Consider the following 24,057-nt stretch of genomic DNA (forward strand, 5'->3'; position numbering starts at 1 on the left):
GCGGGGCACCGCGCGGTTAAAACCCCCGGCCTGTTATCCCATGCGGGGGACCCCGTCGTTTGTGGGGTTGGGGGGGGGGGGGGGGGGGGGCGGGCCCGGGGGGGCCCCCCCCCCCCCGCCCGGGGAAAATCACATGTCTGGGAGCGGTGTCCCGTTGGCCATCTGCTGGATCGCGGTACGGTCCGCCGCTCCGCTGTAGAGGCGTACTTCGTCTATGGCTCCGGCGAAGTACTCGCTGCCGCCGCCGAGGGCCGAACGGCCCAGCTGCAGGGCGCCGGTGGCGCCCCAGAGGGTGTTGTCGGGGCCGTGGGCGATGTCGGCGAGCTGTCCGGCCACGTACAGCCGGATCTCGTTGGCGAACGCGTCGTAGACGACGGCGAGGTGCTGGCCGGCGATGTCGGTGTCCGGGAGCGTCTGGTCGTCGTGGAAGGTCTTCACCGGTGCCGCCGCCGTGTCGGACTCGGCAACCGCCAGCTCCCACGTCGAGGACGATCCGGCGTCGGGTGCGGGCCGGTAGCGGACGGCGAGGCGGTTGGCCGCCTTGCCCGGCAGGGACAGCACCGTCTGGGGCACGGTCGCGTCCGCCGTCGTGAGCTGGACCCGGGCCGTCGCGGTGAAGCTCGCCGTCCCGGTGACGGGAGCGGTGGCCGTGGACGCGTAGTCCCCGTCGCCGTCGAGCACCAGGTGCCCCGCGCCGACCATCGGGTACGGGCCCGGGAAGTACGGGTCGTCGGAGGGCGCGTTGTAGATCGAGGCGTTGCCGGCGAGGGTCAGCTTCTGGCCGTTTCCGGTGTCCGCCGAGGCTCCGGCGGCCGCCGCGTCGAGCTGCCAGTAGTTCACCCGGGTGGGCTTGACCGTCATCATCTCCGCCACCTGGGCGGCGGGCACGACGCGGTCGAAGACGCGGACCTCGGCGAGGTCGCCGGTGAAGTTGTCCCGGTAGCCGCTCTTGGCCGTGTTGCGGCCGATCTGGAGGGGCCCGTACGACTTCCACACCGACCGGCGGGAGGCAGTCCCCTTGGAGTCCTTGTTGATGTAGAGCCGCAGTTCGGACTTGGCCGCGTCGTAGACACCGGTCAGCAGCACCCACTGGTCGGGGACGACGGTGATGCCGGTGGCGACGGCCTTCCAGTGACCGAGGGTGTCGACGTCGGTCACCGGGACGGAGAAGGCCCAGGTGCCCGCTACCTGGTCGTAGCCGAGGGTGAATCCGGGCTCGCCGGTGCCGTCCTGGCTGACGACCGCCATGTCACGCTTGGGGGTGCCCTTCGGGCGGACCCAGGCACTGACGCTGAAGCTCTTGGCGGAGTCCAGCACGGTTTCGTTGGCGTCGGCGTAGGCGTCGCCGGTGCCGTCGAAGCGGGCGGCCGAGTCGGCCTTTCCGCCGGGACCCTCCACTCCGAAGGTGACACCGGGGCCCGTGGTGGCGGAGAAGGTTTGCGTCTCGTCGTGCGCCTCGGTGCTGCCGGGCTCGTCGGCGAGGTTCCACTGGGCGGCTACCGGGGCGCCCTCGGTCACCAGGAACTCGTAGTGCGCCTTGGTGCTGGGGTTGTCGGCCTTGTCGACCGCGATGACGTCGACCCAGTGCCGTCCGGCTCTGGTGGGCATCCAGGTCACGGTGGCGGAGCCGCCGGGTGTGGCGGCGTTGACCGTGGTGGCCGGGGTGGCGGTGCCGTTGAACGCGTACCGGTACTTGACCACGTCGGTGTCGGGTACCGAGTCGTTCGGGTTCGGCGCGAAGGTGAAGGAGCCGTAGGTGCCGACGCCGTCGTGGTAGACGGTGTCGGACGGGTACTGCTTGGACAGGACGTTCGGCTTGCCCGGCAGTGTCTTGTCGTACATGAACTCGCAGCGCACGGTGTCGCCGTCGTAGCTCCAGGGGCCGGCGCCGTCACCGTCGTGGGCGCGGGCGCTCCAGTAGATGACGGTGTTCTGCGGGATGGACGATTTAACCGTGTGGGTGAACTTGGTGCCGGATGTGGGGGCCAGCCAGGACGGGCTCATGTACGAGTAGGTCTTGGCCTGCTTGGTGACCGGGTCGGTCCAGTCGACCTTGAACTCGACCTTGACTTTGTCGGTCGTGCCGTTGCCGTGGTCCGGGTCGCTGGCCACCGCCTGGAGCTGCGGCGGCACCTCGGTGTAGGGGCGGCCGGCGCCGCTGGTGCAGACGCCGCCCGGGTTCTGGGAAAGCGTGGTGATCTTCCGCGGCAGGTTGTTGTAGCCGATCGACAGGAACGCGTTGCCGCAGATCCGCTTCCACTCGGGGAGCCGCGTCTCGTCGGCGGCACGCAGGCCCAGGGTCATGGACGACCAGCCCTCGCTCGCGGCGGTCTTCACCTCGCTGGTGAGCTCGCCGGAGGCGCCACCCTCAAAGTTCAGGTTGGGCTGGCTGGAACAGCTCGTCGGCGAGATGGCCTTGTCCACCGTGCCGATGTGGTCCGCCCAGTCGTCCTTGGTGTTGGACCAGCTGGAGGAGGAGTTGATGCTGTAGTTCTTGCCGCCGATGCGGTAGAGCCTGATCGGCTCCGCCTTCGGGGTGGCGCTGTAGATGTGCTCGACACGGGCGGAGAACGTCGCGCTGGTGATCTGCTTGCCCTTGTAGAACGACATGGGCATCGTGAACAGCGTGCGGCGCACCCCCACGCCGTTGCACGAGACCGGGTTGTAGTCGGTGGGGCACTTGCCGACGCCCGCGCTGCCGGAGTACTTCCAGTCCTGCTCGCCCGGGATGCCGGACATCACGCCGGTCCACGCGGTGCGCGGGGTGGTGCGCTGGATCGGGTCGATGACGACGGGGAAGACGGTGTCCTCGCCCTGCAGCAGCTTCTGGTCGGGGACGAGGGAGAGCTTGTCCTCGGACACCTCGACGCCCAGCGGCGAGGTCCTGCCACCGCCGCCCGGTCCTGCGAGGGGCGCCTGTGGTGTGACCGCCGGGGCGGGTGCGACATCGGCGGCAGCTGCGGCGAGCGCCTGGGAGACGGCCTTGGGCCCCCGGTGCCTGGCTGCGGTCTCACTGGCCGCGGCCGAGTCCCACATCACCGGCCGGCCGGCCTCGAAGACGGTCCCGCCGACGGTCTCGTCCTCCGCCCGGATGGCGCCGGAGGCATCCTCCTGGACCTTGAGGCCCTCGGTCGTCAGGCCCAGATCCAGGCGGGCCAGCCTCGGATCGTCCGCGGCCTCCGGGGTCTTGACGATCAGGAGGTGGCCGAAGCCGTCCACCTCGGCCCGCACGGTGAGGTCGACGCCCGGCAGCGCGTCCTTGTAGGTGGCCGTGTCACCGTCGATCGAGGGAGCGGCCAGCTTCCCGTACGGCCAGGTCAGAGCCATCTCGCGGCCCGCCTGCCGCATCGTGACGAACGGCTCGCCGGCCGTGCCGTCCGAGAAGGACAGCGCGACCGCCACCGCCTTCGGCGTGACCGTCCCGTCGGGGCGCCGTACGAGGGTCCGGTCGATGTCGACCCAGGTACCGCCCTGGAAGGTTCGGACCGGGTCGACGTACTCACGGGCCGTGAACGTCCCGCCGGGCTCGGCGAAGACCTCCCTGCGCGCGGTGCGCATGCCGAGAACCTCGACCTGCTGCCCGCTCCGGGCGGCGACAGCCAGCGCCTCGGCCTCGGTCGTTGCGGGCTCGGCTGCGGCGGCCACCGACGGGTCGGGGGCCAAGTCGGAAGCAGGGGCCTGCGACGGGGCGTTGAGGATCCCCGTCATCACAGCGCCCGCCACCACCGCGGCGAGGGCACCACGCAGCACCGGGCCACGCCGTATGCGTCCGGACATGCGTCTGTTCTCCAGGTCGTTCATCAACGGGCCACGGCTCCGAACGCGACATCGCCAGTGGGGATGCCGCCCTCGCCGGGCTTGAAGGTGCGGGTGGACGCGCCGCCCGATGCCACGTTCCAGCCGAAGACGTGGACGGCGTGGCCCGCGGCGGGCCCGTAGGGCATGCCCACATACAGGGCGGAGGGGGTCGCACCCAGGCTCATCCCGGCGAGCTGCCGGGGTGCGGGGTCTGCGGGGATGCCCTCACCCGGGGCGATCCAGGCGTCGGAGCCGCCGGGCGCACCGACGAGCGGGAAGATCTGCACGCCCCCCTTCTCCGAGTGTTCCTCAGACGTCTCCTCGCCCGGTACGCCGACCGCGAGCCGGGTGGTGGTGGCCGAAGCCGTGCTGTTGGGTGCGGTGTTGATCGCGGCCAGCCGCTGTCCGAAGAAGTCCCCGGCCTCGGCCTGCTCCTCGGCGTCCGCCAGGTTCTGGTCGATCCAGTTGACCTGGGTGACGGACCCGGAGGCCGTGATGCGGAAGACCTGGACCGCACCGGCGTCGACCGTCGTGGACAGGTCCTCGCCGGGTACGCCGACGGCGAGCAGGGACTCGGTCGTCGAGGTGGCGCTCGCGGGCCGGTAGGGGATCATCGCGAGCGAGGTGGCGAAGCCGTCGCCCGGCTCCTCAGCACCCTGGACGCCTTCTGTGTCCTGGCTCAGGCTCTGCAGCGGCTTGGGGATTTGGGAGACGAGGGTGTGGCTAAAGATCACGGCAGCGCCGGCGAACGGCGCGGAACCGATCGACTCACCCGGTGCGCCCACGGTGAAGTGATTCGGGGAGGCGGCCAGGGACGCACCGAACCGGTCATCCTGCTCAGCGACGCCTTGCACCCCAGGGGTGGCCTGGTTGATGCCCACTGCCGTCGCCGCGTTAGCGGCGACGTAGTAGAAACCGCCAGCCTTCTCAAGCGTACCGATGGCCTCACCGGGTGCGCCGATCAGCAGATAGGAGACTCCGGCAGCGGTCTTTCCGGCGGCGAGGGCGTAGCCGACCCAGTCGCCCGTCTCCGGAGCTCCGCCAAGCGGCGAACCGGAGCCCTGGTGGTATTCCTTGACCGCCCTCCCGTTGCCCAGACCGGTACCCGACCCGTAGACGACCTGGACCCCACCGGCGTCACGGGCCGTGCCGAGGTCCTCATAGGGGACGCCCACAGCGATGTCGCTGCAACCGTCTCCGTCGGCGTCCCAGATAGCCACAGCGAACCCGAACCCGTCGCCAGGTTCCGCTGCACCAGAAACTCCAGGAGTCTCCTGGGACAGCTGCATGCTGCCCTTGCCGCCGCCGTAGACGATGTGGACGACGCCGGCACCCCGGACACTGCCGACCGCTGCCTCGGGATCGGCAATCACCGTGTCCCGGACGCCGTCCCCGTTGAAGTCAGCCTCCACCCCCGAACACCCGGCCGCCAACGCGGCAGCAGATCCAGCAAGGGGCGCTCCCGGCCCCCAGCTCAAGGCCATCGTGACTGCAATGGCTGCGGTAGCAGCCAGGACTCTTCGTCCCCGGGCTGCACGCTGCAGCAGGCACATCGCACTGGTCAAGGAAGTATTCCCCTCTGGGTGGGCCGGGCTGTCCGGCGAACGCTTTTCGGGCATGTTCAGGGCAGGCACCACCGCCGCTTTCGAGGCGAGGGTCCCTGTAATCAGATCTGTCGTGCTTCCCGGCACACGGTCGGTAGCCCTGCCCGCTGCTACCGACGAAGCCGGAGCGGATCTCGTCAGCAGCCCCCCGTCAGGCCACCGGGCGAGCCACCTCACAGGAATGCGCAGCGCTGACCAGCTAGTTGCCACCGTGGCGCCAGAACCTCAATCCTCAGGACAACCACCGGCCCAGGTGAATATGACCTCGGACCGCAGCTCAGGCCGACCGCAAGCGCTGCGCCGGGCTCGGCGATCAGACTCGTCGAGGAAAGGCACGGCCTTCAACGGGTGACACGTTCGCAACCCGTGTCGTGCAATCACCCCTCGGCGGGCGCGACAGCGAACACGAGGGCGTGCGTGCCACGGTCCTTCGGTGTCCCTCTCCTTACTTCTCAGCTCCCATCTCCAGGGGCTCCGCTGTTGACCGGTTTGGCTATGGCTTGTCCAGGGTGGCGAGGGCGTGCCGGATTGCGGCAAGCACCTCATCGTTGGTGGCGTTGAGCTGTCTCGCGGCGGCTGCGTAGGTTGCGGCATGCTCCGCGAGCTTCGCCTTGATATCCGTGGTGGCCGAGGGGGCAATGACCTGGGTACCGGAACCTCGGCGGCTTTTGACCAGGCCCGCGGTCTCGAGCTCCCGGTAGGCCCGCATGACCGTGTTGTTGGCCAGTCCGAGGTCGGAGGCCAGCTGACGTACGGACGGCAGTCTGGCCCCCTGGCCCAGCCGTCCGACCGCGATGAGGTCAGCCAACTGGGCGCGGAGTTGCTCGTACGGCGGGACAGGGGAGGCATGGTTCACGCTGATACTGATGCCGTTGGTCGTCATCGCCGAATCTTGACGTAGGCGCGCGGCAACAGCAGAACGCTCAAGCAGTGGGCTGCCGTGGTGACGGAGACGAGCACCGCGACGGCTAGCCCTGCGATGACAAGACTGTGCGTCGCCCCTCCGCAGGGCACACTCACCACCCCGAGGCCCATCGTCGCGGAGACGACGAAGAGAGGAGCGCTCACCACGACACCCCACACCCCGACAGCCGCCCGGGCACTGATACGGCGTCGATCGTCGTTCCCGGACCGCGCTGTGATCCGCCGCAGGAACAGTGCGCACGCCACGCTCCCCAGGGCAAGCCCGCCCAGGACCGGCCAGGCGTAATGAGGACCTGGCCACGGGGAGAGCAGATAGGCACCTCCCGGACACCCGATGGACAACGCCCGCCCCGGACGCCCCTCCGAGTCCGCCGAGGCCGTCACACCCCCGATTACCAGCAGGACCCACAGGACAACAGCCTGCACGGCCAGAGCAGTCGTCAGCAACCGGGGCACGTAGTCCCGGATCCGGCGCGGAGTCACATCGGCCGCCCGCAGCCAACAAGGCTCAGGACGCGCCACCCTCTCCGCAGCGAGTAGTCCCCCCATGACACACAGACCGAACACAGGTATCCCGAACAGAAGGTCCACATCAGGCTCACGACTGAACTGGACCAGCGCATTGACACCAACACCGGCCACGACGCCAACCCACCGGGCAGACGCCTCCGGCCACGCCCGCCAAGTGCCACTCCTTCCCGCCGTGGCCGACACCACAACTCCCCCCTCCACAAGGTGTCTTGACTGTTTAATACAATCCTCCGACGATCCAACTGTGTCAAGCAGTTGATACGATTGACTTTCCGGTGTCAGCTCCAGCGATGATGAGACCCACACCAGGAGCCAGATCCCTGACGCGATGTGCACCCGTATAGCTTCTCGTCACCGGAAGTCGCACGGACGGCGCACAGGCACAGCAGCAGGCCGGAACGGCAGTCAGTCCGCCCGCGTCCTGCCAGCACGCACGCATGTTTTCGGACACTCCTATTGATCCCGCCCTGCGGACACCAGCCGGATCCGGTCCCGGGAAGCGGCAACCGCAGGGTGGCACTGAAGTGCTGTCGTGCGGCAAACAACCGGCTTAGCGGGTCGGGGGGTCCATCGGCCCACCGGCCGAGGATGTCGCGGTCGTGGCGGGCCTCGTCGCGGCCTCCGCTGGGAGGGACGTTGAAGCTGAGCCAATGATCGCGTTCTTCGGTCGGCAAGTCGCGTCCGAGGTCTCCGAGGTATACCTCGATGAAACCGTCGGGGTTCGTGCCGATAGAGATGCCCCAGAGTCCCAGGCAACTCAGCCGGTCGTTCTCCATTCGGTAGCGGGACGGCTGGGAGGTGTACCGCTTGAGAACGTCGCGCCGGAAGTAGACCCGGGTCAGGTAGTGCGGGGTGCCGCGATCGATGGCGTGTGTGCTCAGCTTTGCGGGATCGCACGTGGAGGTAATGCGCTCCCCGGTGCCGGGGTCGATCGCGACCGTGAACGCCGGGAATCGGCGTTCGGAGCTGTACGAGCGGGCCAGGTCGACAGGTGCCGCGTCAATGGGCAGCACGATCTGTTTCCCGACCAGCCGTACAAAGCCCGGGTGCTCCGAAGCGCGGATATCTCCGCTGTGGAAGGAAAAGTGCCGCGTGTCAGAGCTGTCCACCGCGTCGATGGTCGGTTCGGGTACGTGATCGAGTCTGTGGATGCCATCATGCTGAACCACCAGCAGGCGGCTTCGCACGGCGAGATATCGGCGGAGCGGCGTGCCCGCAATCTCGATGCTCAGTTCGGTATCAGTGCGGCGAGCGCGCACCAGCTCATTTGTCACGGCCGGCGTCGTCGAGGTAATACCAGGAGCCGTCTTTTCTCGGGATGGCGTCGAAGTACCACAGGAACGAAGGGGTCAACTCAAGCGTGGGTTCGGCAAGTCCGTGATGGGTTCGTCGCTGTACAAAGAACTCCGCGTTCTCCTCTTCGTCTCGCAGTCCCTCTTCGAAGACCGTGCGCTTCTCCGGGTAGGAGGTGCTCATCCCGGCGGCAGGGCCTCGGCGAAGTCGTGTAATGCCCGGTTTGTGATCGTGAGGGCCCAGGAGGTGAGGGGTGCCGAACGTCCACGAACTTGAGTGCTGGTAGCTTCGCGCCCGTGATCGTGTATCCGCTGTGGCATGTCGGCCACCAGAACGAAGCTGGCGGCGACGGCTCGACAGTGCACGTCGATGAGAGTGGCGTGTTCTGCGACGAGTCGGACGGCGACGACGTAAAGCTGCTCGGTATCTACTCAACCCTTGAACGGGTTGAAGAGCGTGTACGTCAGGCTCGACTGCTACCGGGCTTCCGTGACGAACCGGAGTGCTTCTACTTCGACCCCTGCGAGCTCGATGAGGATGATTGGACCGAGGGCTTCGTTCGAGTTCCGCCGGGCGAGTAGGTCCGTGGACAGAGCCTTGATGGGCTGCCGTTCCGTGGTCACGTTAGCCTCGGGGCTTCGGTGTTGTCGGATGACGCCTACTTCCTGACGGATGACCAGATTGGGCGGGTTTGGGTGCAGAACAGGCACGGACGCCCGTAATCATGGAGTTCTCTACGCTCTGTGATCCTGGGAAGTCCGTGCCTGCCGACGTATCATCTCTGATCCCCCCTGCCCTGGATCAACTCGGTCCCCGTCCGGGAGCCACCCCCAGGGAGATCCCCGACCTGCCGGAGTGCCTCGCGCAGGTCCCCGACCCACGTAATCCCCGCGGAGTGCGGCATCCGCTCGTCGCGGTGCTGGCCTTGACCGCCTGCGCGGTCCTCGCCGGTGCGAGGTCGCTGCTGGCGGTGAGTGAATGGGTGGGCGATGCCCCCGAAGAACTCCTCGAGCGGTTCGGTATCCGTGTCGACCCGCTCTTCCCGAAACGCTCCTGGCCTGCGGAAACAACAATCCGCAGAGTCCTGGCCCGGATCGACGCAAACGCCCTGGACCGGGCGGTCGGGATCTGGCTTGCCAGCCGGCAGCAGAACGCGGGCGGGTTGCAGGCACTGGCCGTCGACGGGAAGTCGCTGCGGGGGGGGTGCTCGCGCCAAGGGCCGGAGAATCCACCTCCTGGCCGCCTGCGACCACGTCGGCGGGCTGGTCCTCGCACAGATGGACGTCGGTGAGAAGACCAACGAGATCACTCGATTCCGGCCTCTGCTGGACACGCTGCCTGACCTATCCGGCACCGTCGTGACCAGCGATGCCCTGCACACTCAAGTCGACCACGCCACCTACCTGCGTGGGCGGGACGCCCACTACATCGTGATCGTGAAGCGCAACACGAAGAAACTCCGCACGCAGCTCAAGTCCCTTCCCTGGAAACAGATTCCGCTCCAGGACCGCACCCGCACGATCAGGCACGGACGCTGTGAAATCCGCAGGCTGAAGGTCTGCACGGTCAACAACCTGCTCTTCCCCGGCGCCTGCCAGGCTGTCCAGATCGTCCGCCGCCGCGTGAATCGCACGACTGGGAAGATCAGCCTCAGGACCGTCTACGCGGTCACCAGCCTCGCTGCGGAACAGGCCCCGCCCGTCCGGCTCGCCCAACTGATTCGCGGGCACTGGACGGTCGAGGCCCTACACCACGTCAGGGACGTCACCTTCGCCGAGGATGCCTCCCAGCTGCGGACCGGGAATGCGCCCCAGGCGATGGCGACCTACAGAAACCTCGCGATCGGAGCCCTCCGCCTCGCCGGCGTCCGCAACATCGCCGCCGGCATCCGCCGGACAGCCAGGGACCACACCCGCACCCTCGCCCATCTCGGCCTCACGTGATCAAAAAGGACGAAGTCCGACTACGCCGAAGCCTTGATCCCGGCGGAGCCGATCGCTGCCTCAGTCGGGGTGCAGTCCTGGAGGGCATGTGCTTGCGCCGCAGGGGGAGTCAGGTAACTGCTGATCCTCCAGTCGAAGCGGTTCGGGACGATTTCACCCTTTTTGAGGACTGTGACCCACTCCGTTGGCGTGGCGGTGAGCGAAGCCAGGTAGCCACCCGGCTTCGCATGTTCTGGAAGGTCATCGCAGCTTCCGCTGCTGTAGGTCATCGCCACGAACACGAGTGTAGGAAAGAGAAGGTTGACCTGGTGCACGGTTTTCCGCCCTCCAGCTCCGGCGCTTGTGGGCCGGATCGGTCGGCTCGTCTGCGGCGGGGAGTTGGGCTGTTGGAGGCTGCCCAGGTCCGGGGTGGGCGGCTGGCGTGTGGTGCTGGTGACGGAACGTCTGCCTCGGACGGCACTGCACTGGCTCCTGGTTGTGTGTCACAGAGTGGCTACACGCATTCGGCGCTCCCCTCGCGCGCGTGAGGATCGCCAGCGTGACGAATCCCTTGCAGCGACGTCCGAATCAGGACGGCCGCCACACCCCGAACCTCTGGCCCGTGTGGCTTGTCGCCCCCGGGGCCCTGTTCCTCGTCGGCGCAGCCGCCTTCGGCCTCTACCACGGTGCCGAGCTCCTCCTGAGCAGCGAGGCCACCGGTAAGAAGCCGGTCGGTGTGCAGGACGTCATCAAGACGACCGTCACCGTCCTGACCCTGATAGGTGCCGTCCTCGCCGCCCTGTACGCCTACCGCAAACAGCTCCTGAAAGAGGGCACCTCCCACCGGGCCGATGCCACCCAGCTCACGGAGCGGTACGCCAAAGCTGCCGAGCAGCTCGGCCACGACCAGGCCGCCGTCCGTCTCACCGGTGTCTACGCCATGGCACGCCTCGCCGACGACTGGCCCGAACAACGGCAGGTATGCATCGACGTGCTCTGCGCCTACCTCCGCATGCCCTACGAAACCGACATCACCGCACCCGCATTCCGGCACGGCGAGCGCGAAGTCCGCCTCACCATCATCCGCACCATCCGCGACCACCTCCAAGACCCCAGCACCGGCACCACGTGGTGTGGTCTGGACCTCGACTTCACCGGAGCCACCTTCGACGGCGGTGACTTCAGCGGCTCGGCGTTCTCCGGCGGTCAGGTCTCCTTCAGCAGCACGACGTTCTCCAGCGGTGTAGTCGACTTCAGTGGCTCGGTGTTCTCCGGCGGTTGGGTCTCCTTCGGCCGCGCGGCGTTCTCCGGTGGTGTAGTCGACTTCGCCAGCGCGGCGTTCTCCGGCGCCGAGGTCGACTTCAGCGGCTCGGCGTTCTCCGGCGGTCAGGTCTACTTCGGCAGCTCGGAGTTCTCCGGCGCCGAGGTCTCCTTCGGCGGCTCGGTGTTTTCCGGCGGTCAGGTCTCCTTCGGCCGCGCGGCGTTCTCCGGCGCCGAGGTCGACTTCAGCCGCTCGGGGTTCTCCGGCGCCGAGGTCGACTTCAGCCGCTCGACGTACACCAGAGGCAAGGTCGACTTCAGCAACGGGACGTTCTTTGGCGGTCAGGTCGACTTCAGCAGCTCGACGTTCTCCGGTGGTCAGGTTCCGTTCAACAACTCGCGGTTCTCCGGCGGCCGGGTCTCCTTCAGCCGCTCGATGTACACCAGCGGCGCCGTCGACTTCGAGGATTTACAAGTCCTCTCGACGGCCACCGTCCATTGGGGACCCTTCCCACCGATCCCCGTCAACCATCCATGAGCAACAGCAACCGAACTGCCCTTCCGCCGGGCCGGCACACCCACCGGTCCGCCCGGCTCGTTTGTCCGGGCGTGGACACCGCCATCACCACCCGCCGGTTGGCCCTCGGACCGCTCCCCGCCCTCCTGGCCGCCGTGCTCCTCAACGGGTGCGTGGCGGTACCGGGCGACTCGCCGGCTCCCCGGCCCACCCGGGCCGCCACGTCCACTCCGCCCGCGCCCGATGTACCAGCCTGCGGGCGGGTCGAATGTCCTGGTCCGGATCGAATCCGACCACCCCGAGCGTGCCCGCAGCGGCCCGTCGTCCCGGCCGCCCGGCGCTGTGCCCCAGCGCCGCGTGGCCGCGCCGGCTCTTCGACCCGGGCCCAATTTTCGACCTCAGACCAAGAAGAACACGCTCACCCCGCCAGCAGGGCGTGCACCCACTGGTCTTCGCGTTGCTCGGTGTACTCGGCGTCGTTTCGCCAAGCGTCACCGTGACCTTCGGCCCACAGCCTTTTCCAGGGCTGCACACCTAGTGCTGCCTGGACTCGCAGGAAGTCGTGCATGGAGCGCGTACGGCGCCCCAACATAGGCACCAACCGACGGCGTTCGGACTCATCGAGACCGTAGGCGTCGGCGAAGACTCGCAGTCGGCTCGCTGCGTCCGATCGCTGCCAGTCCGGATGCGCGGACAGCGGGATGAACCCGTGAACGGCGTAGGCAACATCCCACAGGCGCGAGCCGGGACCCGCACCGACCCAGTCGATGAACGCCCACCGCGCCTCGTCTGCGACCACGAGGTTCCAGGGGGCCAGGTCGTTATGGGCGATGATGCCATCGCCCTCAGCGGGGATCGGCGCCTGCCACCGCGCATCGGAAGGCGGTGTGAAGTCCTGCACGGCATCGTGGAAGTCCCGGATCAACCGCGCAACGCGAGCCAGCTGTCGAGCAGGATCGACCAGCGAGAACCGGTCGGGCCAGACCACATCACCCGGCATGAAGGTCAGGACCTCACGCCCCTGATCGTCAATGCCGAGCGGACGAGGCGCCGCACCGAATCCCACTTCGTGCAGGTGGGCAAGCAGGGCATGCACAGCCGGAGTCCATGGTCCGGCCGGACGGCGAACGGTGTCCCCGACGCGAACCACACCCTCACTGACGTTGCCACCGGACAAAGGCTGCTCATCATCGCGCCGCATCGAACCAGTGTGTCGGACCAGCTCGCCATGGTCACCCCAATTTGGGGAGCGTCAGAGTAGGAGCGGAGGTTAAAGAACAAGCTGAGTACCTGTGTCTGAACCCACGGTGGGAGCAGGAGCAGAGATTCCGCTGTAGGTGAGGTGTCGCAGCTGGGGGTGACGCGGTTTTTGTTCAGGTGAGGTTGGGTGGGCTTGTGGCCTTGAGTATTCCTGTGCGGTCGATGGCGATGTGTCCGTCCTTGATCACGGTGTGGATGTTGGCAGGGTCGCCGAGGGCGTTGATGTCGGCGAGAGGGTCAGTGCCGCAGATGATGAGGTCTGCTGCTTTTCCCGTGCTCAGAGTGCCGGTGAGGGTGTCGATGCCGCACAGGCGTGCGGCATCGGAGGTGGCGGCGCGGATGGCTTGGAGTGGGGTCATGTTTCCGAATCGGACCATGAGACCAAGCTCTTTGAGGTTGTGACCGTGCGGCGCGGTGAGTCCTGAGTCGGTGCCCATGGCGATGGGCACGTCGGCGTCCACCGTCCGGGCGAAGGCATCTTGGGCGACGCGGTGCCAGCGCACCGCCTTGGCGTGGATGTGCGGGCCGACCTGCCTGGGGTCGGGTTCGGTCATGGTTTCCAGAAGGGTGGGGACGAGGAACTGGCCCCGTTCGGCCATTTCCGCACGGAGTTCGTCGGTGAGGGCGTATCCGTGCTCGATGCTGTGGGCGCCCGCGTGGACTGCGGCGGCGATGCCCGGCTCGCCGATGGCATGAACCGCCACGCGCAGGCCCCCGTAAGCGGCGGCTTCCTCAACTGCTGCGCGTACCAGTTCGGGGCGCAGGCCGAGCCATTCGGGCTGGTCGTGGGGTGAGGTGACTCCTCCGCTGGTGGCGAGTTTGATGCAGTCGGCTCCGGCGGCCACGAGGGATCGGACGCGGACACGGATATCGTCGGAGGTGTCGACGATGCTCGGAGGGCTGCCGGGGAAGGCGACTGCGGCGGCGAGGCCGTCGATGCCTCCGGGGAAGCGGAAGTCGGCGTGACCGGCGGTCTGGCTGAGCATGGAGATGGCGACCAGGAGCCGAGGACCGGGCACACGCCGTTCGGCGACCGCACGGCGGAAGCCGGCGTCCAGGCCCATCAGATCGCGTGCGGTGGTGACTCCGTTGTGCAGGGTGGTCCGCAGGCGCTCCAGGACCTTCAGCACCCGGTAGGTGACGGGCTCTGCGATACCGAGTGCGGGATTTTCACCAGGGCCGGGCAATGCGAAGTGCACGTGGGTGTCGATGAAGCCGGGGCACACGGTGCGGCCGCGCAGATCGAGGCGGGGCACGCTCCTCAGTTCAGGGGTTTCGGGGAGCTGGTCGGCGGGACCACTCCAGCGGATGCGGGTTCCCTCGATGACGAGGACAGCATCGGCAACGGGAGCCGCCCCCGTGCCGTCGATGAGCCGGAGGTGGTCAAGGACGAGGAGCGGCTGATGTATAGGGGTCATCCGGTGGGCCGCTCATACGCTGAGCCGGCCGAGGGGGGCAGAGTGAAGCGGAAGGCTCCTTGGTCAGTGCCGAGTTGGAGCCAGAGACGACCGGGTTGCTGGACGATGCGCAGGGCAAGCTGCTGGCAGTGCGGGCAGCGTCCGGTGAACCCGGGCTGGGGGCCGTAGACGTGCAGTTCCGCGATGGAGGAGAGAGCGCGGCAGCCTGGGCATATGCGCCACGCTGTCATGGGGTCGATGGCGAACAGGTCGGCGAGGGGACCGGCGAGGCTGTTGCCGTCCAGGCGGATCGGAGTTCGCTGGTTCACGAGGGGCTCCCTGTGCGGCGCGGGGTGGGGGCGGTGGGGTTTCCTGTCAGCCGAATCTCTCGGTCCGGATGGTGTCCGGCGGCTGTCCCTGGGACTGGAGGAGATCGGCTGCGTGCTCGACGAACCCGGCGGGCCCGCAGACATAGCACCGGGCCTTCGGCGAGATGGGAAGATCTTCGAGGTCGCTCGCGGTAAGACGGCCTGTGGGGCGGCTCGCGCCGCCGGGTGCGTGGCGGGTGTAGAGAACGCGGATGGTCTCGTTCCCGGAGGCTGCGGAGAGTTCGTCTGCGTACCAAAGGTCCTGCGGGCTGCGTACGGAGCACAGCAGTGCGCAGGTGTCGCTGATCGGGTCCGCTGCGCGCCGGGCGCGGAGCATGGCCATCAGGGGGACGATGCCGCAGCCTCCCGCGATGAGGATGAGAGGTCCTTCGAGCTCCGGTGTCCAGACGAACCAACCGCCCAGCGGTCCTTTGACCTCGACTTCCGCGTTGTCGGGCAGTACGTCGTTCAGGTAGGGGGAGACTTCTCCGCCGGGTGCCGTCTGCACGCCCAGCTCGACGGTGGGGCCGTCGGTGGGTGCCGCGAGGGAGTAGCTGCGGACGGCCTGGTAGCCGTCGTCGGCGGTCAGGCGTACGTCGAGGTGCTGGCCGGGACGGTGGCCCGGCCAGCCCGGCACGTCGAAACGCAGGGTCTGGCCAGTGGCTGTCTGCTCCTGACGGCCGATGAGCCGGGCACGGAGCCAGCCGGCTGAGCCCTGTCGTCTGGCTGCGAGGGTGCTCATCGGTCGCCTTGGTAGCGCTGTTCTCGCCAGGGGTCGCCGTAGTCGTGGTAGCCGACCCGCTCCCAGAACCCTGGTTCACTGTCGGTCGTCAGGCACAGCCCCTTGACCCATTTGGCTGACTTCCAGAAGTACAGGTGCGGGATCAGCAGCCGGGCGGGGCCTCCATGATCGGGTGCCAGCGCGTAGCCGTCGAAGGAATGGACCAGCCACGCCTTGCCCCCGGTGACGTCCGCACGGGGCAGATTGGTGGTGTAGCCGTCGAAGGACTGGGCGACGACGTATCGGGCTGTGCTGTCGACCGCGCCGATCAGGTGGTCGAGGGAGACGCCCTGCCACCGCGTGTCGAATTTGGACCACCGCGTGACGCAGTGGATGTCGACGACCGGCCGGTCCTGCGGCAGGGCGAGGATGTCTTGCCAGGACCAGCTGCGGCTCTCACCGGTCTCACTGGTGACAGTGAAGGACCACTGGTCCGTGGGCACGTGCGGGGTCGGCCCTGCCGACAGCACGGGAAAGGACTCTGTGGGGTACTGGCCAGGGGGAAGCCGCTCGGTGATGCTGCGGCTACCACGGCCGTGAAACCCGGGCGACAGACCGCCCATCGGCATGTCCTCCGTTTCCGCAGGACACGGCATGACGCGTACGGCGCCGCGGAGCGGGCACAGCCGCATCATGCCGTGCAGGGCTCCCGGTCGGGATCACCGGCCGGGAGCCTGGTGGGGGTCAGCTGTCGTGGAGGGCGGTGCGCAGGGCGTCCACGGCGAGTTTGCGAGCGACATTCGCGGCGCGGGTGTCGCGCAGGCTGTCCAGAAGCAGGAAGTCGTGGACCATGCCCGCCACCCGGACCGAGGTCACGTCGACGCCGGCCTCGCGCAGCCTGTTGGCGTACTTTTCGCCCTCGTCGCGCAGGACGTCGGCCTCGTCGGTGATGACCAGGGTGGTGGGCAGGCCCTTGAGCTGGTCCAGGCTCGACTGCAGGGGCGAGGCGTAGTGCTGTTTCCGCTCGGCGGGGTCGCTGGTGTAGGCGTCCCAGAACCACTTCATGCCGTCGCGGGTGAGGTAGTAGCCCTCGGCGAACTGCTGGTAGGACGGGGTGTCGAAGTCGGCGTCAGTGACCGGGTAGAGCAGGACCTGGGCCCTCAGGTCGAGGCCGTCCTCGCGTTCCTTGTTCATGAGCGCGAAGACGGCGGACATGCACCCGCCGACCGACTCACCGGTCACCGCCACCCGGGAGGTGTCCATCCCGTGATCTGCGCCGTTCTTGCGCACCCACTGGCCCACCGCGTAGTTCTGCTCGACCTGCGTGGGGTACTTCGCCTCCGGCGCCCGGTCGTACACCGGGAACACACCCACCGCGTTCGCCCCCACCACCAGCTCACGGAAGAGCCGGTCATGGGTCTTGTCGTCACCGAACACCCAGCCCGCCCCGTGGATGTACACGACCACAGGCAAAGACCCGGTGGCACCCTTGGGGCGGATGATCCGGGTACGCACCGTGCCCCACTCGCCCGCGTCGACGTTCACCCACTCCTCATCGACCTCGGGCCGCTCCACCCCCTCGCCGCTCTGCAGACCGGCCAGGATGTCACGGCCCTGCTCCGGCGGGACCTCGTAGATCCGCGGGTGCGGGTCGGTCGCCTGAGCCAGTTCCCTGGCCGCGGGCTCGAGGAAGGGGGTGACGGGCGGGGGAAGCTGCGTCATGCGGACTCCAGTGTTTGTGAACGCCTCACGTGGAGGCGCAGACCCCGAGCTTCCTGTTCCATGTTTCCCGGTACGAGAAGTGATGCAAGTCGGCCAGGACGTCCGCGCCGAACGCAGCCGGGCCCAGGCTCACCCCGCGAACTCAGCTCGCTTCAGCCGGGTCGCCAGGGTCGCTTTGCGGTGCGCATCACTCTGATGCACCAGCCACCTCCGCCCCTCTCCGGAGTCACCGGTGGCGGCACAACAGGCCGTGTGTGCGGCGCAGTCGGCAGGTTCTGTTCTCCCGGAGAGTCGACACACCTATTTGGCCGTGAATCCCCCGACTTGCATCATTGATAGGTTCCCATTAAGGCATGCCGACAACCTTGCTCCTCCGTGACGAGGCGCGTCGCCGTGTGCGGCGTTCCGCGTTCCGCGCCGCGCTGGCCGTGGTCACGGGGGCGACCGTGACCGCCGCCGCTTTCACGATGGCCGGCACCGGCGCCCGTGCCGCCGAGGGTGATGTGGCCAACAGCGTCCTGGCCGACCTCACCATCTCCGACGCACCCGCCGCCGGGCTGGACGCCTTCGCTGGTGTCTTCGGCACAGCCGGCTCCCCGCCGAACGGGGGCCTTGACAACGGAGACCTCTCCGACCCGTCCGGGGTACTGGACTTCCTGACCGTACGCGGCCAGGCGGTCGCCAGGACGAACGCCGAACCGGACAGGAACTGGGCACAGGCGCAGGCCTCCGGGTTCACCCTCTCGCTGAACGACCGGGACTACCTCAGCGTGGGCTCCCTGGACGCCTACGCCGAGTGCATCCCCGCTCCCATCGGCCCGCTCGCCCTGGCCTACGCTCGAACCGACTCCAACACCATCGGCGTCCTGGGACGCCAGGTACCCACCGGAACGACCCAACTGGAGGTCACCGGAGCGGAACTCGGCGCCGACGACGTCAGCACGGCCACCCTCACCGTCCGGTACGACCAGATCGAGGACCCCGCCGGCGGCGGCTACCAGCCCCAGAGCTCCGCCCGGGCCGGCCTGGACATCATCATCACCGGCGTCCTGCGCGACGAAGAGGGCCAGGAGCTGTACGACGGGCCCCTCGTCGACGTCGAGCTCGGCCACGTGGACGTCACCTGCGACGCCACCACCTCACCGCCCGCCACCACACCTCCGCCCACGCAACCGCCGGTCACAGACCCGCCCATCACGATCCCGCCCGTCACCATTCCCCCCGTCACGGTGCCCCCCATCACCGTTCCCCCGGTGACCGACCCGCCCATCACGATCCCCCCGGTCACCGTCCCACCCGTCACCGTCCCGCCGGTCACGGTCCCCCCGATCACCCTCCCGCCCACCACCCTCCCGCCCACCACACCCCCGACCACCAGGCCTCCGGTCACCAAGCCCCCGACTCCCACCCCGACGGAGCCCGGCCCCAGCCACAAGCCCGATTACGGCTACGGCTACGGCTACGGCTACGGCTACGGCGACCACACCGAGCACTGAGCCGACCTGCAGCGGGCCCCTCTCCCCCTGATGACTGCACATTCAGGGAGCAGGCCGAATCACCGGGATCGTGAGCCCTCTTCAAGCTGGCAGGGCTCACCGCGAGTTGGGCAGTCCTGGGCAAGCGCGCGAAGCTCCTGTCAGACGGGTTCTCGGCCAAGATCACCCGTGTCTGCCAGGAGCTTCGCGCGCTTGCCCACCCGTCGTCGATTCTGCCCAGCCGTACCATGCGGTTCCTGGCCGAGCGACCAACGGTCATGCGACAGGAGCCCGGGACTCTCACGGAGCAGAGCGCTCGAACGGCCACCACCGCACACTGCCCCACCTATGCCAGAACTCCGCAGTTCCCTCTCGGAAACCGACGGATTGCCCCCCAACTCGATTACGCCAGACGGCAGTAGAAGACCATAATTGCTGGATGACGTCGTACGACCACCAGGACACCGGCCGCGTTCCCGGTCCCGGTCCTGGTCCCGGTCCCCTGCCAGTGTTCGCACCCCAGGGCGAGTTTGACTACGAGACGGTGCCTCTCTTGCAGGCCCAGATCACCCCGCCGTGGCCATCCACGGCGGCGTGATCCCGCACACGGCGACGAGCTGGGCCGCACCCGGCAGGGCAACAACAACGTCTACTGCCAGGACAACACACTGTCCTGGATCGACTGGGAGCTGGACGAGGAGCGCGAAGGGCTTCTGGAGTTCACCCGCCGCCTCGTCGCCCTGCGGCACGGCCAGCCCGCGCTGCGCCGCCGTCGCTTCCTGCGAGGGCCCGAGGAGCAGGGCGGTCGGGTCGAGGAGGCCGAGGCCGTCTGGCTGCGGACGGACGGGGAGCTGATGGCCGAGGACGACTGGGTACGCGACGACACCCACGCCCTTGCCCTCTACCTCTGCGGGGACGAGATCCGTGGCGAGGAAACAACCGATCCGGCCCGGCCGCAATAGGCGGACTCCCTGCTGATTCTGGTGAACAGCTGGTCGGAGGAGGTCAGGTTCCAGCTCCCTCCCGCCTCGTTCGGTCAGGCGTGGACAGTCGTCCTGGACACCGCCGATCCGGACCTCGCCGATGCCGACGAGGTCGAGTTCAAGGAAAGCAGCACCATCAGCCTCACCGCCCAGAGCCTTCGGGTCCTCCGCCGCCCCCAGCGGTAGATCGGACTCTCCCGCGGCCTCTCGACGACCGAAGGGTGTCACCACCGCTCCGCCGCACGGACAGGTGCACTCACGCAGCGTACCGGCATCGAAGCGGACGCACCCACGCCTACCCCCGCGGATCCTCGCAGGGCTGCCGGGGAGATGACCTCGTGGGGAATCGGGGAATCGGGTCTTCCCCTCGGTTCACCCGATCGCTTTTGCGCGCCCGACCATCCGGGGAAGGGAATTTCTGAACTGCGGTGAAGGACCGGTCTGAGGGCCCGGGGGCGACTGGTCCCAACATTTCATGGGAGGTCGAGGCCAGCGTTGGCCGGTTCCTGGAGAGCTCGCCGCGCTCCTGAACCAGACCGGGCGGCAGCTCAACAAGCTGCCCGGCAGGCCCCGTAGCTTAGAGGTACGGGGCCTGCCCACCGACTCGCCCAGCGGGTGGCGTGCCTCGCGCCACCGGCACGAGGCATGCGCTTCGTAGCTCGGTGCCGCCGAGCTCGCTGGTGTGGGCCTCAGATCACCGTGGCTCAGGCAAACTGCAGTGAGACAGCTCAAGGTCCAGCGTGACGCAACGCTTGGATTAGGTCGCAGTGGGCTGCGGGGTGTTCGTGGGCGAGCCCGGACGCTCTCGCTGTTCGGTTTCCGCCGCTATCGCGGATATCGCGGGAGCGGGCGTACGCAAGATCCTCTCTGCGCTCAACAGCGCGTCCTGGATAGTACGGGTGCCGGTGGTGACGCACAGTGTGTACGACACGTCCTCCAGGTTTCGGCTCAGCTCCGTCGCGGAGTCCCTGGAGTGCTCCAGCTGCAGTTCGTTGTAGCGAGCCAGCAAGGGGCGCACCGTTTCGGGGCGGGGCATCAGCATCTGTCACCATCCGTCACATCTGTGGGTTGCAACACGGGCCTTGACCTCGGGTTTTGGACACCGGAGACACTTGGATCTTGATGGTCCAGGAGAACGGAGTCCCCGTGGGGATGAAGCACTACCCCGCCGAGTTCAAGGCCGACGCCGTCGCGTTGTACCGGTCGAGGCCGGGAGCGACGATCAAGTCGGTCGCCGGTGATCTCGGGGTGAACACCGAGACGCTGAGGAACTGGATCCGGGCCGCCGACGGCCGCCGGCCTAACGCCCATGCCGGGCCGCCGGCCACCTCGCAGGCCGTCGGCGACGCCGTTCAGGCGGAGCTGGCCGCCGCCCGCAAGAGGATCCGCGAGCTCGAGGAAGAACGGGATATTCTCCGCAAGGCGGCCCAGTATTTCACGACGGAGACGCGCTGGTGAACCACTACCAGTTCGTTGACGATCACCAGCGCCGTCACGGCGTGAAGCGGCTCTGCGAGATCCTCGGCCTGGCCCGTTCGAGCTTCTACTACTGGCGTCGGACCGCGACAGCACGGGCGGCCCGCCAGGCTGTCGAAGCCGGGCTCGCGGCCCGGATACGCAAGGCCCACCAGGACTCCGACGGCACCTACGGAGCCCCCAGGATCACCGCGGAGCTCCGTGACGAGGGCGGCCCGGCGGTCAACCACAAGCGTGTCGCCAGGATCATGCGGACCAGCGGGCTCGAGGGCGTTCGTCTGCGTCGCCGGCACCGCACCACCGTCGCGGACCAGGCCGCGTCGAAGGCGCCGGACCTGATTGGCCGTGACTTCACCGCTGCCAAGGTGAACAGAAAGTACGTCGGCGACATCACCTACCTGCCGGTCAGCGGCGCGAATCCGCTCTACCTCGCGACCGTCATCGACCTCGCCTCACGCCGGCTGGGCCATAGCTGACCACATGCGGACGGAACTTGTCATCGACGCCCTGACGGCGGCTGAGCGGACCCGCGGCACCTTGACCGGAGCGATCATGCACACGGACCACGGATCGCAATACACGAGCAGGGCATTCGCTGAAATCTGCAGGTCAGCAGGGGTCCGTCAGAGCATGGGCGCCATCGGCTCCAGCGCGGACAACGCGGCTGCGGAAAGCTTCAACGCCGCCTTCAAGAGAGAGACGCTCAAGGGCCGCAAAGGCTGGTCGAGCGAGGGCGAGGCCAGGCTCAACGCCTTCCGCTGGCTGACCCGATACAACACCCGCCGCCGGCACTCCCGCCTCGGCCAGCGATCCCCGATCGCCTACGAGAACGCCATCCGACCAGCAGCAACTACCCTGGCCCAAGCCGCATAGACGTGTTCAAAATCCGGGGTCAAGGCCCTACCACTCGCCGCCTGCAACCTTGCAGCCCTCCTCGATCGTCGGCTCCACACGGGACTCAGCGATCAAGACTTCGGTTCGGGGCCCACCGCCCGGGTCGAAGACCTCATCGCCGCCTTCGGAAAGGTCCTGAGCACAGCGGGCAACCGCCCCCTCTCCAGGGCGGCACCGACTCACCCCCATCCAGGCCGCAACCACCTGGACCAGCAGCTGATACCGATGACACGGAGGCGGCCCGCCCCTCAGCCCTGGCTGAGGGGCGGCTGCGCCTCTTCGACGACACAGCCGCGCTCATGCCCCGTGTGAGGACCGGAGCCAGGGCAGGTTTGCCCGGTCGTACGGCTGGAACGCCTTCCGGGCGCCAGGGAACGTCTCTGCCCACCTGTAGAGGGGCGGGCGCCACAAGCTCCGAGATGCGGGCCCGGCGTCCGGAGGCGACGGTGGATGGAGACAGTATCCCTGCACCGACTGGAGTGACATGATCGTCAAGATGTTGCACGAGAAGGGCCTCAAAGCCGAGCACGCCTACACCGCGGCGTTCGCCTCGATCGGCTTGTCCGTCGTCTCCTGGTGCGGATCGATGAAAGTCGAGCCAGCCGGCACCGCGCGGGCCGACCGGTGGGGCATCTTCGTCGGCGAATGGGCACCCACCTTCTTCGCCCTCGGCCTCGCCCTGGCGAACTACGAACGCGACCACGACCTCCTCCACCCCATCACCCACTGACCTCCTCCGGAACTGGAGTCCCGGCCGCAGTAAGCCCGCCTGGACGGAGCGGAACAGTACGACACGGTGGAGTGCGAGCTATCCGGATCAGCACGAACATCGAAGCGGCGGGTAGAAACGGCCGCGCCCTATCCGGGAGCGCATGGTCCTCTGCCTTTCAGGCGCCGCCGAGAGCCCGCCTGCCGACGACCGCAGGGCCCGCGACTGGTCGGTACTGGGGCCCGACCCGCCAGGGGTCCATTACGGCCGTCGAGCAGCCACAGTCGACAAGGCAGCGGGCGGTAACCAGGCAGCCGGTGTGTAGCGGACGACGGTGTCCTCGCACGACCCCTCGGCGAACACCTTCAGCGCGTCGAGCTCGGCCCGGTCACCCCCGCCACCCGCTGCTGCTCCACGCCCGCCCCCCCCCCCCCCGGCTTTCCTTCCGCCTTGCCCAGGGTCCGGCCGTGTCAGTCCGGGATGCGCCCCCACCCGTTACCGGGCCCGTCCGGGCGCTCCTGCCCGGAGCGAACGAGCAGGTCCGTGCCGTCGGGGCGCTTGGGAGTGAGAGTGAAGGAGACCCGGTGGGTGCGGGCCCGGGAGACTCCTGCACCCACCTCGCCGCCGACTGCCCACAGCTTGAACTTGCCCTTCACCGTCGCGTCAGCGCGCACCTCAACCTCGAACTCCATCTCCACCGGACCCACCGCGAACACCACCCCCAGGTCCTGGCCCGCCCTCACGGCGGCTTCGAGCAGCTCGTCGCGCGCCGCCGTGACCGCATCAGCCGGCGGAACATCCATAAGATCTGCCTCCCGTCCAGTACCTGATTTCCAGTCAGATCGATGTGAACACCGCAAAGGCCGCGCAAGGGCCTCCCGACTCGACCGGTCGCAACCCTGACTCTGTCCTCGTCACAGAGCAGCGTTTCGACAGCCGTTCGGAAGGCGCCCCTCGCACCGATGTTCACAAGCAAGGGGGGGCTCAACTTCTGTGACGTGAACAGCCCCGCCCGCCTGATGCGGACGCACCTGCTGTCGACGGGCGCGTACGACAGTCAGAAGCTGCTTTCAAGCCCTGAATCGAGGGCGGGCATGGCAGCGACGGTCGCGCTCTGGAGGCGTCACTGCGTGACGTCTTTTCATGGCGCTACGGGTCGTCCTGATGCAGAAACAAGGTCTGACCTGACCGGCTTGTGCGTAC

Annotated in this window: 21 protein-coding genes and 2 pseudogenes; 9 read left to right on the top strand and 14 right to left on the bottom strand. The window is 68.0% G+C overall.

The features are described 5' to 3' along the window. Positions 1-129 precede the first annotated feature (129 nt). The 5 genes from ACIRR8_RS18660 to ACIRR8_RS18680 all read right to left on the bottom strand — a co-directional run bounded on the left by ACIRR8_RS18660 (position 130) and on the right by ACIRR8_RS18680 (position 8,333). On the bottom strand, positions 130-3,777 hold the full coding sequence (locus ACIRR8_RS18660; protein ID WP_404065684.1) for a LamG domain-containing protein: 3,648 nt from the start codon (positions 3,775-3,777) through the stop codon (positions 130-132). 23 nt (positions 3,778-3,800) lie between these two features. Then, complete coding sequence (locus tag ACIRR8_RS18665) at positions 3,801-5,210, bottom strand: VCBS repeat-containing protein (RefSeq protein WP_404065687.1); 1,410 nt, start codon at positions 5,208-5,210, stop codon at positions 3,801-3,803. A gap of 685 nt (positions 5,211-5,895) precedes the next feature. After that, positions 5,896-6,285 (bottom strand): GntR family transcriptional regulator, encoded by a 390-nt coding sequence (locus tag ACIRR8_RS18670; protein WP_404065690.1) that lies wholly within the window; start codon positions 6,283-6,285, stop codon positions 5,896-5,898. Positions 6,286-7,135: 850 nt separating this feature from the next. Beyond that, entirely contained in the window at positions 7,136-8,131 is a 996-nt protein-coding gene (locus tag ACIRR8_RS18675) for a hypothetical protein (RefSeq protein WP_404065692.1), read from the bottom strand. Continuing rightward, complete coding sequence (locus ACIRR8_RS18680; protein ID WP_404065695.1) at positions 8,121-8,333, bottom strand: hypothetical protein; 213 nt, start codon at positions 8,331-8,333, stop codon at positions 8,121-8,123. The genes ACIRR8_RS18675 and ACIRR8_RS18680 overlap by 11 nt, the downstream gene beginning before the upstream one ends. A gap of 113 nt (positions 8,334-8,446) precedes the next feature. On the opposite strand from ACIRR8_RS18680, the gene ACIRR8_RS18685 reads away from it, so the two are divergent. The 3 genes and pseudogenes from ACIRR8_RS18685 to ACIRR8_RS18695 form a co-directional block, all read left to right on the top strand. After that, a complete protein-coding gene (locus ACIRR8_RS18685) occupies positions 8,447-8,731 on the top strand; it encodes a hypothetical protein (RefSeq protein WP_327110994.1) in 285 nt (94 codons plus the stop codon). A gap of 143 nt (positions 8,732-8,874) precedes the next feature. Further along, complete coding sequence (locus ACIRR8_RS18690) at positions 8,875-9,441, top strand: transposase family protein (protein ID WP_404065698.1); 567 nt, start codon at positions 8,875-8,877, stop codon at positions 9,439-9,441. Next, positions 9,386-9,934, top strand: a pseudogene (locus ACIRR8_RS18695) (ISAs1 family transposase); the annotation flags it as partial. The gene ACIRR8_RS18690 and the pseudogene ACIRR8_RS18695, both read left to right, overlap by 56 nt. A 179-nt stretch (positions 9,935-10,113) precedes the next feature. Here the strand turns inward: ACIRR8_RS18695 and ACIRR8_RS18700 are convergent. Continuing rightward, a complete protein-coding gene (locus tag ACIRR8_RS18700; protein ID WP_404065700.1) occupies positions 10,114-10,368 on the bottom strand; it encodes a hypothetical protein in 255 nt (84 codons plus the stop codon). Between the two features lie 263 nt (positions 10,369-10,631). Here ACIRR8_RS18700 and ACIRR8_RS18705 point away from each other — a divergent pair, with 263 nt between their 5' ends. Next, positions 10,632-11,870 carry a pentapeptide repeat-containing protein gene (locus ACIRR8_RS18705; protein ID WP_404065703.1) on the top strand — a complete coding sequence of 413 codons (1,239 nt, stop codon included), beginning with the start codon at positions 10,632-10,634 and terminating at the stop codon, positions 11,868-11,870. Positions 11,871-12,267: 397 nt separating this feature from the next. Here ACIRR8_RS18705 and ACIRR8_RS18710 read toward each other — a convergent pair whose 3' ends face one another. The 6 genes from ACIRR8_RS18710 to ACIRR8_RS18735 form a co-directional block, all read right to left on the bottom strand. Continuing rightward, positions 12,268-13,050 carry a phosphotransferase enzyme family protein gene (locus tag ACIRR8_RS18710; protein WP_404065706.1) on the bottom strand — a complete coding sequence of 261 codons (783 nt, stop codon included), beginning with the start codon at positions 13,048-13,050 and terminating at the stop codon, positions 12,268-12,270. A 172-nt stretch (positions 13,051-13,222) separates the two neighbouring features. Next, positions 13,223-14,527 (bottom strand): amidohydrolase family protein, encoded by a 1,305-nt coding sequence (locus ACIRR8_RS18715; protein ID WP_404065708.1) that lies wholly within the window; start codon positions 14,525-14,527, stop codon positions 13,223-13,225. Continuing rightward, positions 14,524-14,835 (bottom strand): DUF6510 family protein, encoded by a 312-nt coding sequence (locus ACIRR8_RS18720; RefSeq protein ID WP_404065710.1) that lies wholly within the window; start codon positions 14,833-14,835, stop codon positions 14,524-14,526. Before ACIRR8_RS18720 ends, ACIRR8_RS18715 begins: the two co-directional genes overlap by 4 nt. A 46-nt stretch (positions 14,836-14,881) precedes the next feature. Then, entirely contained in the window at positions 14,882-15,616 is a 735-nt protein-coding gene (locus tag ACIRR8_RS18725) for an FAD-binding oxidoreductase (RefSeq protein ID WP_404065713.1), read from the bottom strand. Beyond that, positions 15,613-16,218: a sulfite oxidase-like oxidoreductase gene (locus ACIRR8_RS18730; protein ID WP_404065715.1), complete on the bottom strand. Its 606-nt coding sequence runs from the start codon at positions 16,216-16,218 to the stop codon at positions 15,613-15,615. The genes ACIRR8_RS18725 and ACIRR8_RS18730 overlap by 4 nt, the downstream gene beginning before the upstream one ends. A gap of 121 nt (positions 16,219-16,339) precedes the next feature. Beyond that, positions 16,340-17,317 (bottom strand): alpha/beta hydrolase, encoded by a 978-nt coding sequence (locus ACIRR8_RS18735; RefSeq protein WP_404065717.1) that lies wholly within the window; start codon positions 17,315-17,317, stop codon positions 16,340-16,342. A gap of 353 nt (positions 17,318-17,670) precedes the next feature. Here ACIRR8_RS18735 and ACIRR8_RS18740 point away from each other — a divergent pair, with 353 nt between their 5' ends. The 3 genes from ACIRR8_RS18740 (at position 17,671) to ACIRR8_RS18750 (ending at position 19,961) form a co-directional block, all read left to right on the top strand. Next, entirely contained in the window at positions 17,671-18,813 is a 1,143-nt protein-coding gene (locus tag ACIRR8_RS18740; protein WP_404065720.1) for a hypothetical protein, read from the top strand. Positions 18,814-19,322: 509 nt separating this feature from the next. Continuing rightward, positions 19,323-19,754 carry a hypothetical protein gene (locus ACIRR8_RS18745; protein ID WP_404065723.1) on the top strand — a complete coding sequence of 144 codons (432 nt, stop codon included), beginning with the start codon at positions 19,323-19,325 and terminating at the stop codon, positions 19,752-19,754. Positions 19,755-19,775: 21 nt separating this feature from the next. Next, positions 19,776-19,961 carry a hypothetical protein gene (locus ACIRR8_RS18750; RefSeq protein ID WP_404065726.1) on the top strand — a complete coding sequence of 62 codons (186 nt, stop codon included), beginning with the start codon at positions 19,776-19,778 and terminating at the stop codon, positions 19,959-19,961. 571 nt (positions 19,962-20,532) lie between these two features. Here the strand turns inward: ACIRR8_RS18750 and ACIRR8_RS18755 are convergent. Further along, the gene (locus tag ACIRR8_RS18755) at positions 20,533-20,817 is read right to left on the bottom strand and encodes a DUF5133 domain-containing protein (protein WP_404065728.1); all 285 of its coding nucleotides are present in this window, start codon (positions 20,815-20,817) and stop codon (positions 20,533-20,535) included. A gap of 104 nt (positions 20,818-20,921) precedes the next feature. Here ACIRR8_RS18755 and ACIRR8_RS18760 point away from each other — a divergent pair. Both ACIRR8_RS18760 and ACIRR8_RS18765 read left to right on the top strand, forming a co-directional pair. Further along, positions 20,922-22,124 (top strand): annotated as a pseudogene (locus tag ACIRR8_RS18760) (IS3 family transposase). Positions 22,125-22,629: 505 nt separating this feature from the next. Further along, complete coding sequence (locus ACIRR8_RS18765; protein WP_030815810.1) at positions 22,630-22,875, top strand: hypothetical protein; 246 nt, start codon at positions 22,630-22,632, stop codon at positions 22,873-22,875. Positions 22,876-23,324: 449 nt separating this feature from the next. Here ACIRR8_RS18765 and ACIRR8_RS18770 read toward each other — a convergent pair whose 3' ends face one another. After that, the gene (locus ACIRR8_RS18770) at positions 23,325-23,657 is read right to left on the bottom strand and encodes a trypco2 family protein (protein ID WP_404065731.1); all 333 of its coding nucleotides are present in this window, start codon (positions 23,655-23,657) and stop codon (positions 23,325-23,327) included. Between the last annotated feature and the right edge of the window lie 400 nt (positions 23,658-24,057).

The sequence above is a fragment of the Streptomyces sp. NPDC101178 genome (assembly GCF_044767965.1).
In the GTDB taxonomy this organism is placed as follows: Bacteria; Actinomycetota; Actinomycetes; order Streptomycetales; family Streptomycetaceae; genus Streptomyces.

Bases quoted from the DNA above. Each gene is read 5' to 3' on its own strand.
- ACIRR8_RS18765 (WP_030815810.1), top strand. From the start codon at position 22,630: ATGATCGTCAAGATGTTGCACGAGAAGGGCCTCAAAGCCGAGCACGCC.
- ACIRR8_RS18660 (WP_404065684.1), bottom strand. From the start codon at position 3,777: ATGTCCGGACGCATACGGCGTGGCCCGGTGCTGCGTGGTGCCCTCGCC.
- ACIRR8_RS18735 (WP_404065717.1), bottom strand. From the start codon at position 17,317: ATGACGCAGCTTCCCCCGCCCGTCACCCCCTTCCTCGAGCCCGCGGCC.
- ACIRR8_RS18710 (WP_404065706.1), bottom strand. From the start codon at position 13,050: ATGCGGCGCGATGATGAGCAGCCTTTGTCCGGTGGCAACGTCAGTGAG.
- ACIRR8_RS18680 (WP_404065695.1), bottom strand. From the start codon at position 8,333: ATGAGCACCTCCTACCCGGAGAAGCGCACGGTCTTCGAAGAGGGACTG.
- ACIRR8_RS18770 (WP_404065731.1), bottom strand. From the start codon at position 23,657: ATGGATGTTCCGCCGGCTGATGCGGTCACGGCGGCGCGCGACGAGCTG.
- ACIRR8_RS18670 (WP_404065690.1), bottom strand. From the start codon at position 6,285: ATGACGACCAACGGCATCAGTATCAGCGTGAACCATGCCTCCCCTGTC.
- ACIRR8_RS18740 (WP_404065720.1), top strand. From the start codon at position 17,671: ATGCCGACAACCTTGCTCCTCCGTGACGAGGCGCGTCGCCGTGTGCGG.
- ACIRR8_RS18715 (WP_404065708.1), bottom strand. From the start codon at position 14,527: ATGACCCCTATACATCAGCCGCTCCTCGTCCTTGACCACCTCCGGCTC.
- ACIRR8_RS18755 (WP_404065728.1), bottom strand. From the start codon at position 20,817: ATGCTGATGCCCCGCCCCGAAACGGTGCGCCCCTTGCTGGCTCGCTAC.
- ACIRR8_RS18730 (WP_404065715.1), bottom strand. From the start codon at position 16,218: ATGGGCGGTCTGTCGCCCGGGTTTCACGGCCGTGGTAGCCGCAGCATC.
- ACIRR8_RS18725 (WP_404065713.1), bottom strand. From the start codon at position 15,616: ATGAGCACCCTCGCAGCCAGACGACAGGGCTCAGCCGGCTGGCTCCGT.
- ACIRR8_RS18690 (WP_404065698.1), top strand. From the start codon at position 8,875: ATGGAGTTCTCTACGCTCTGTGATCCTGGGAAGTCCGTGCCTGCCGAC.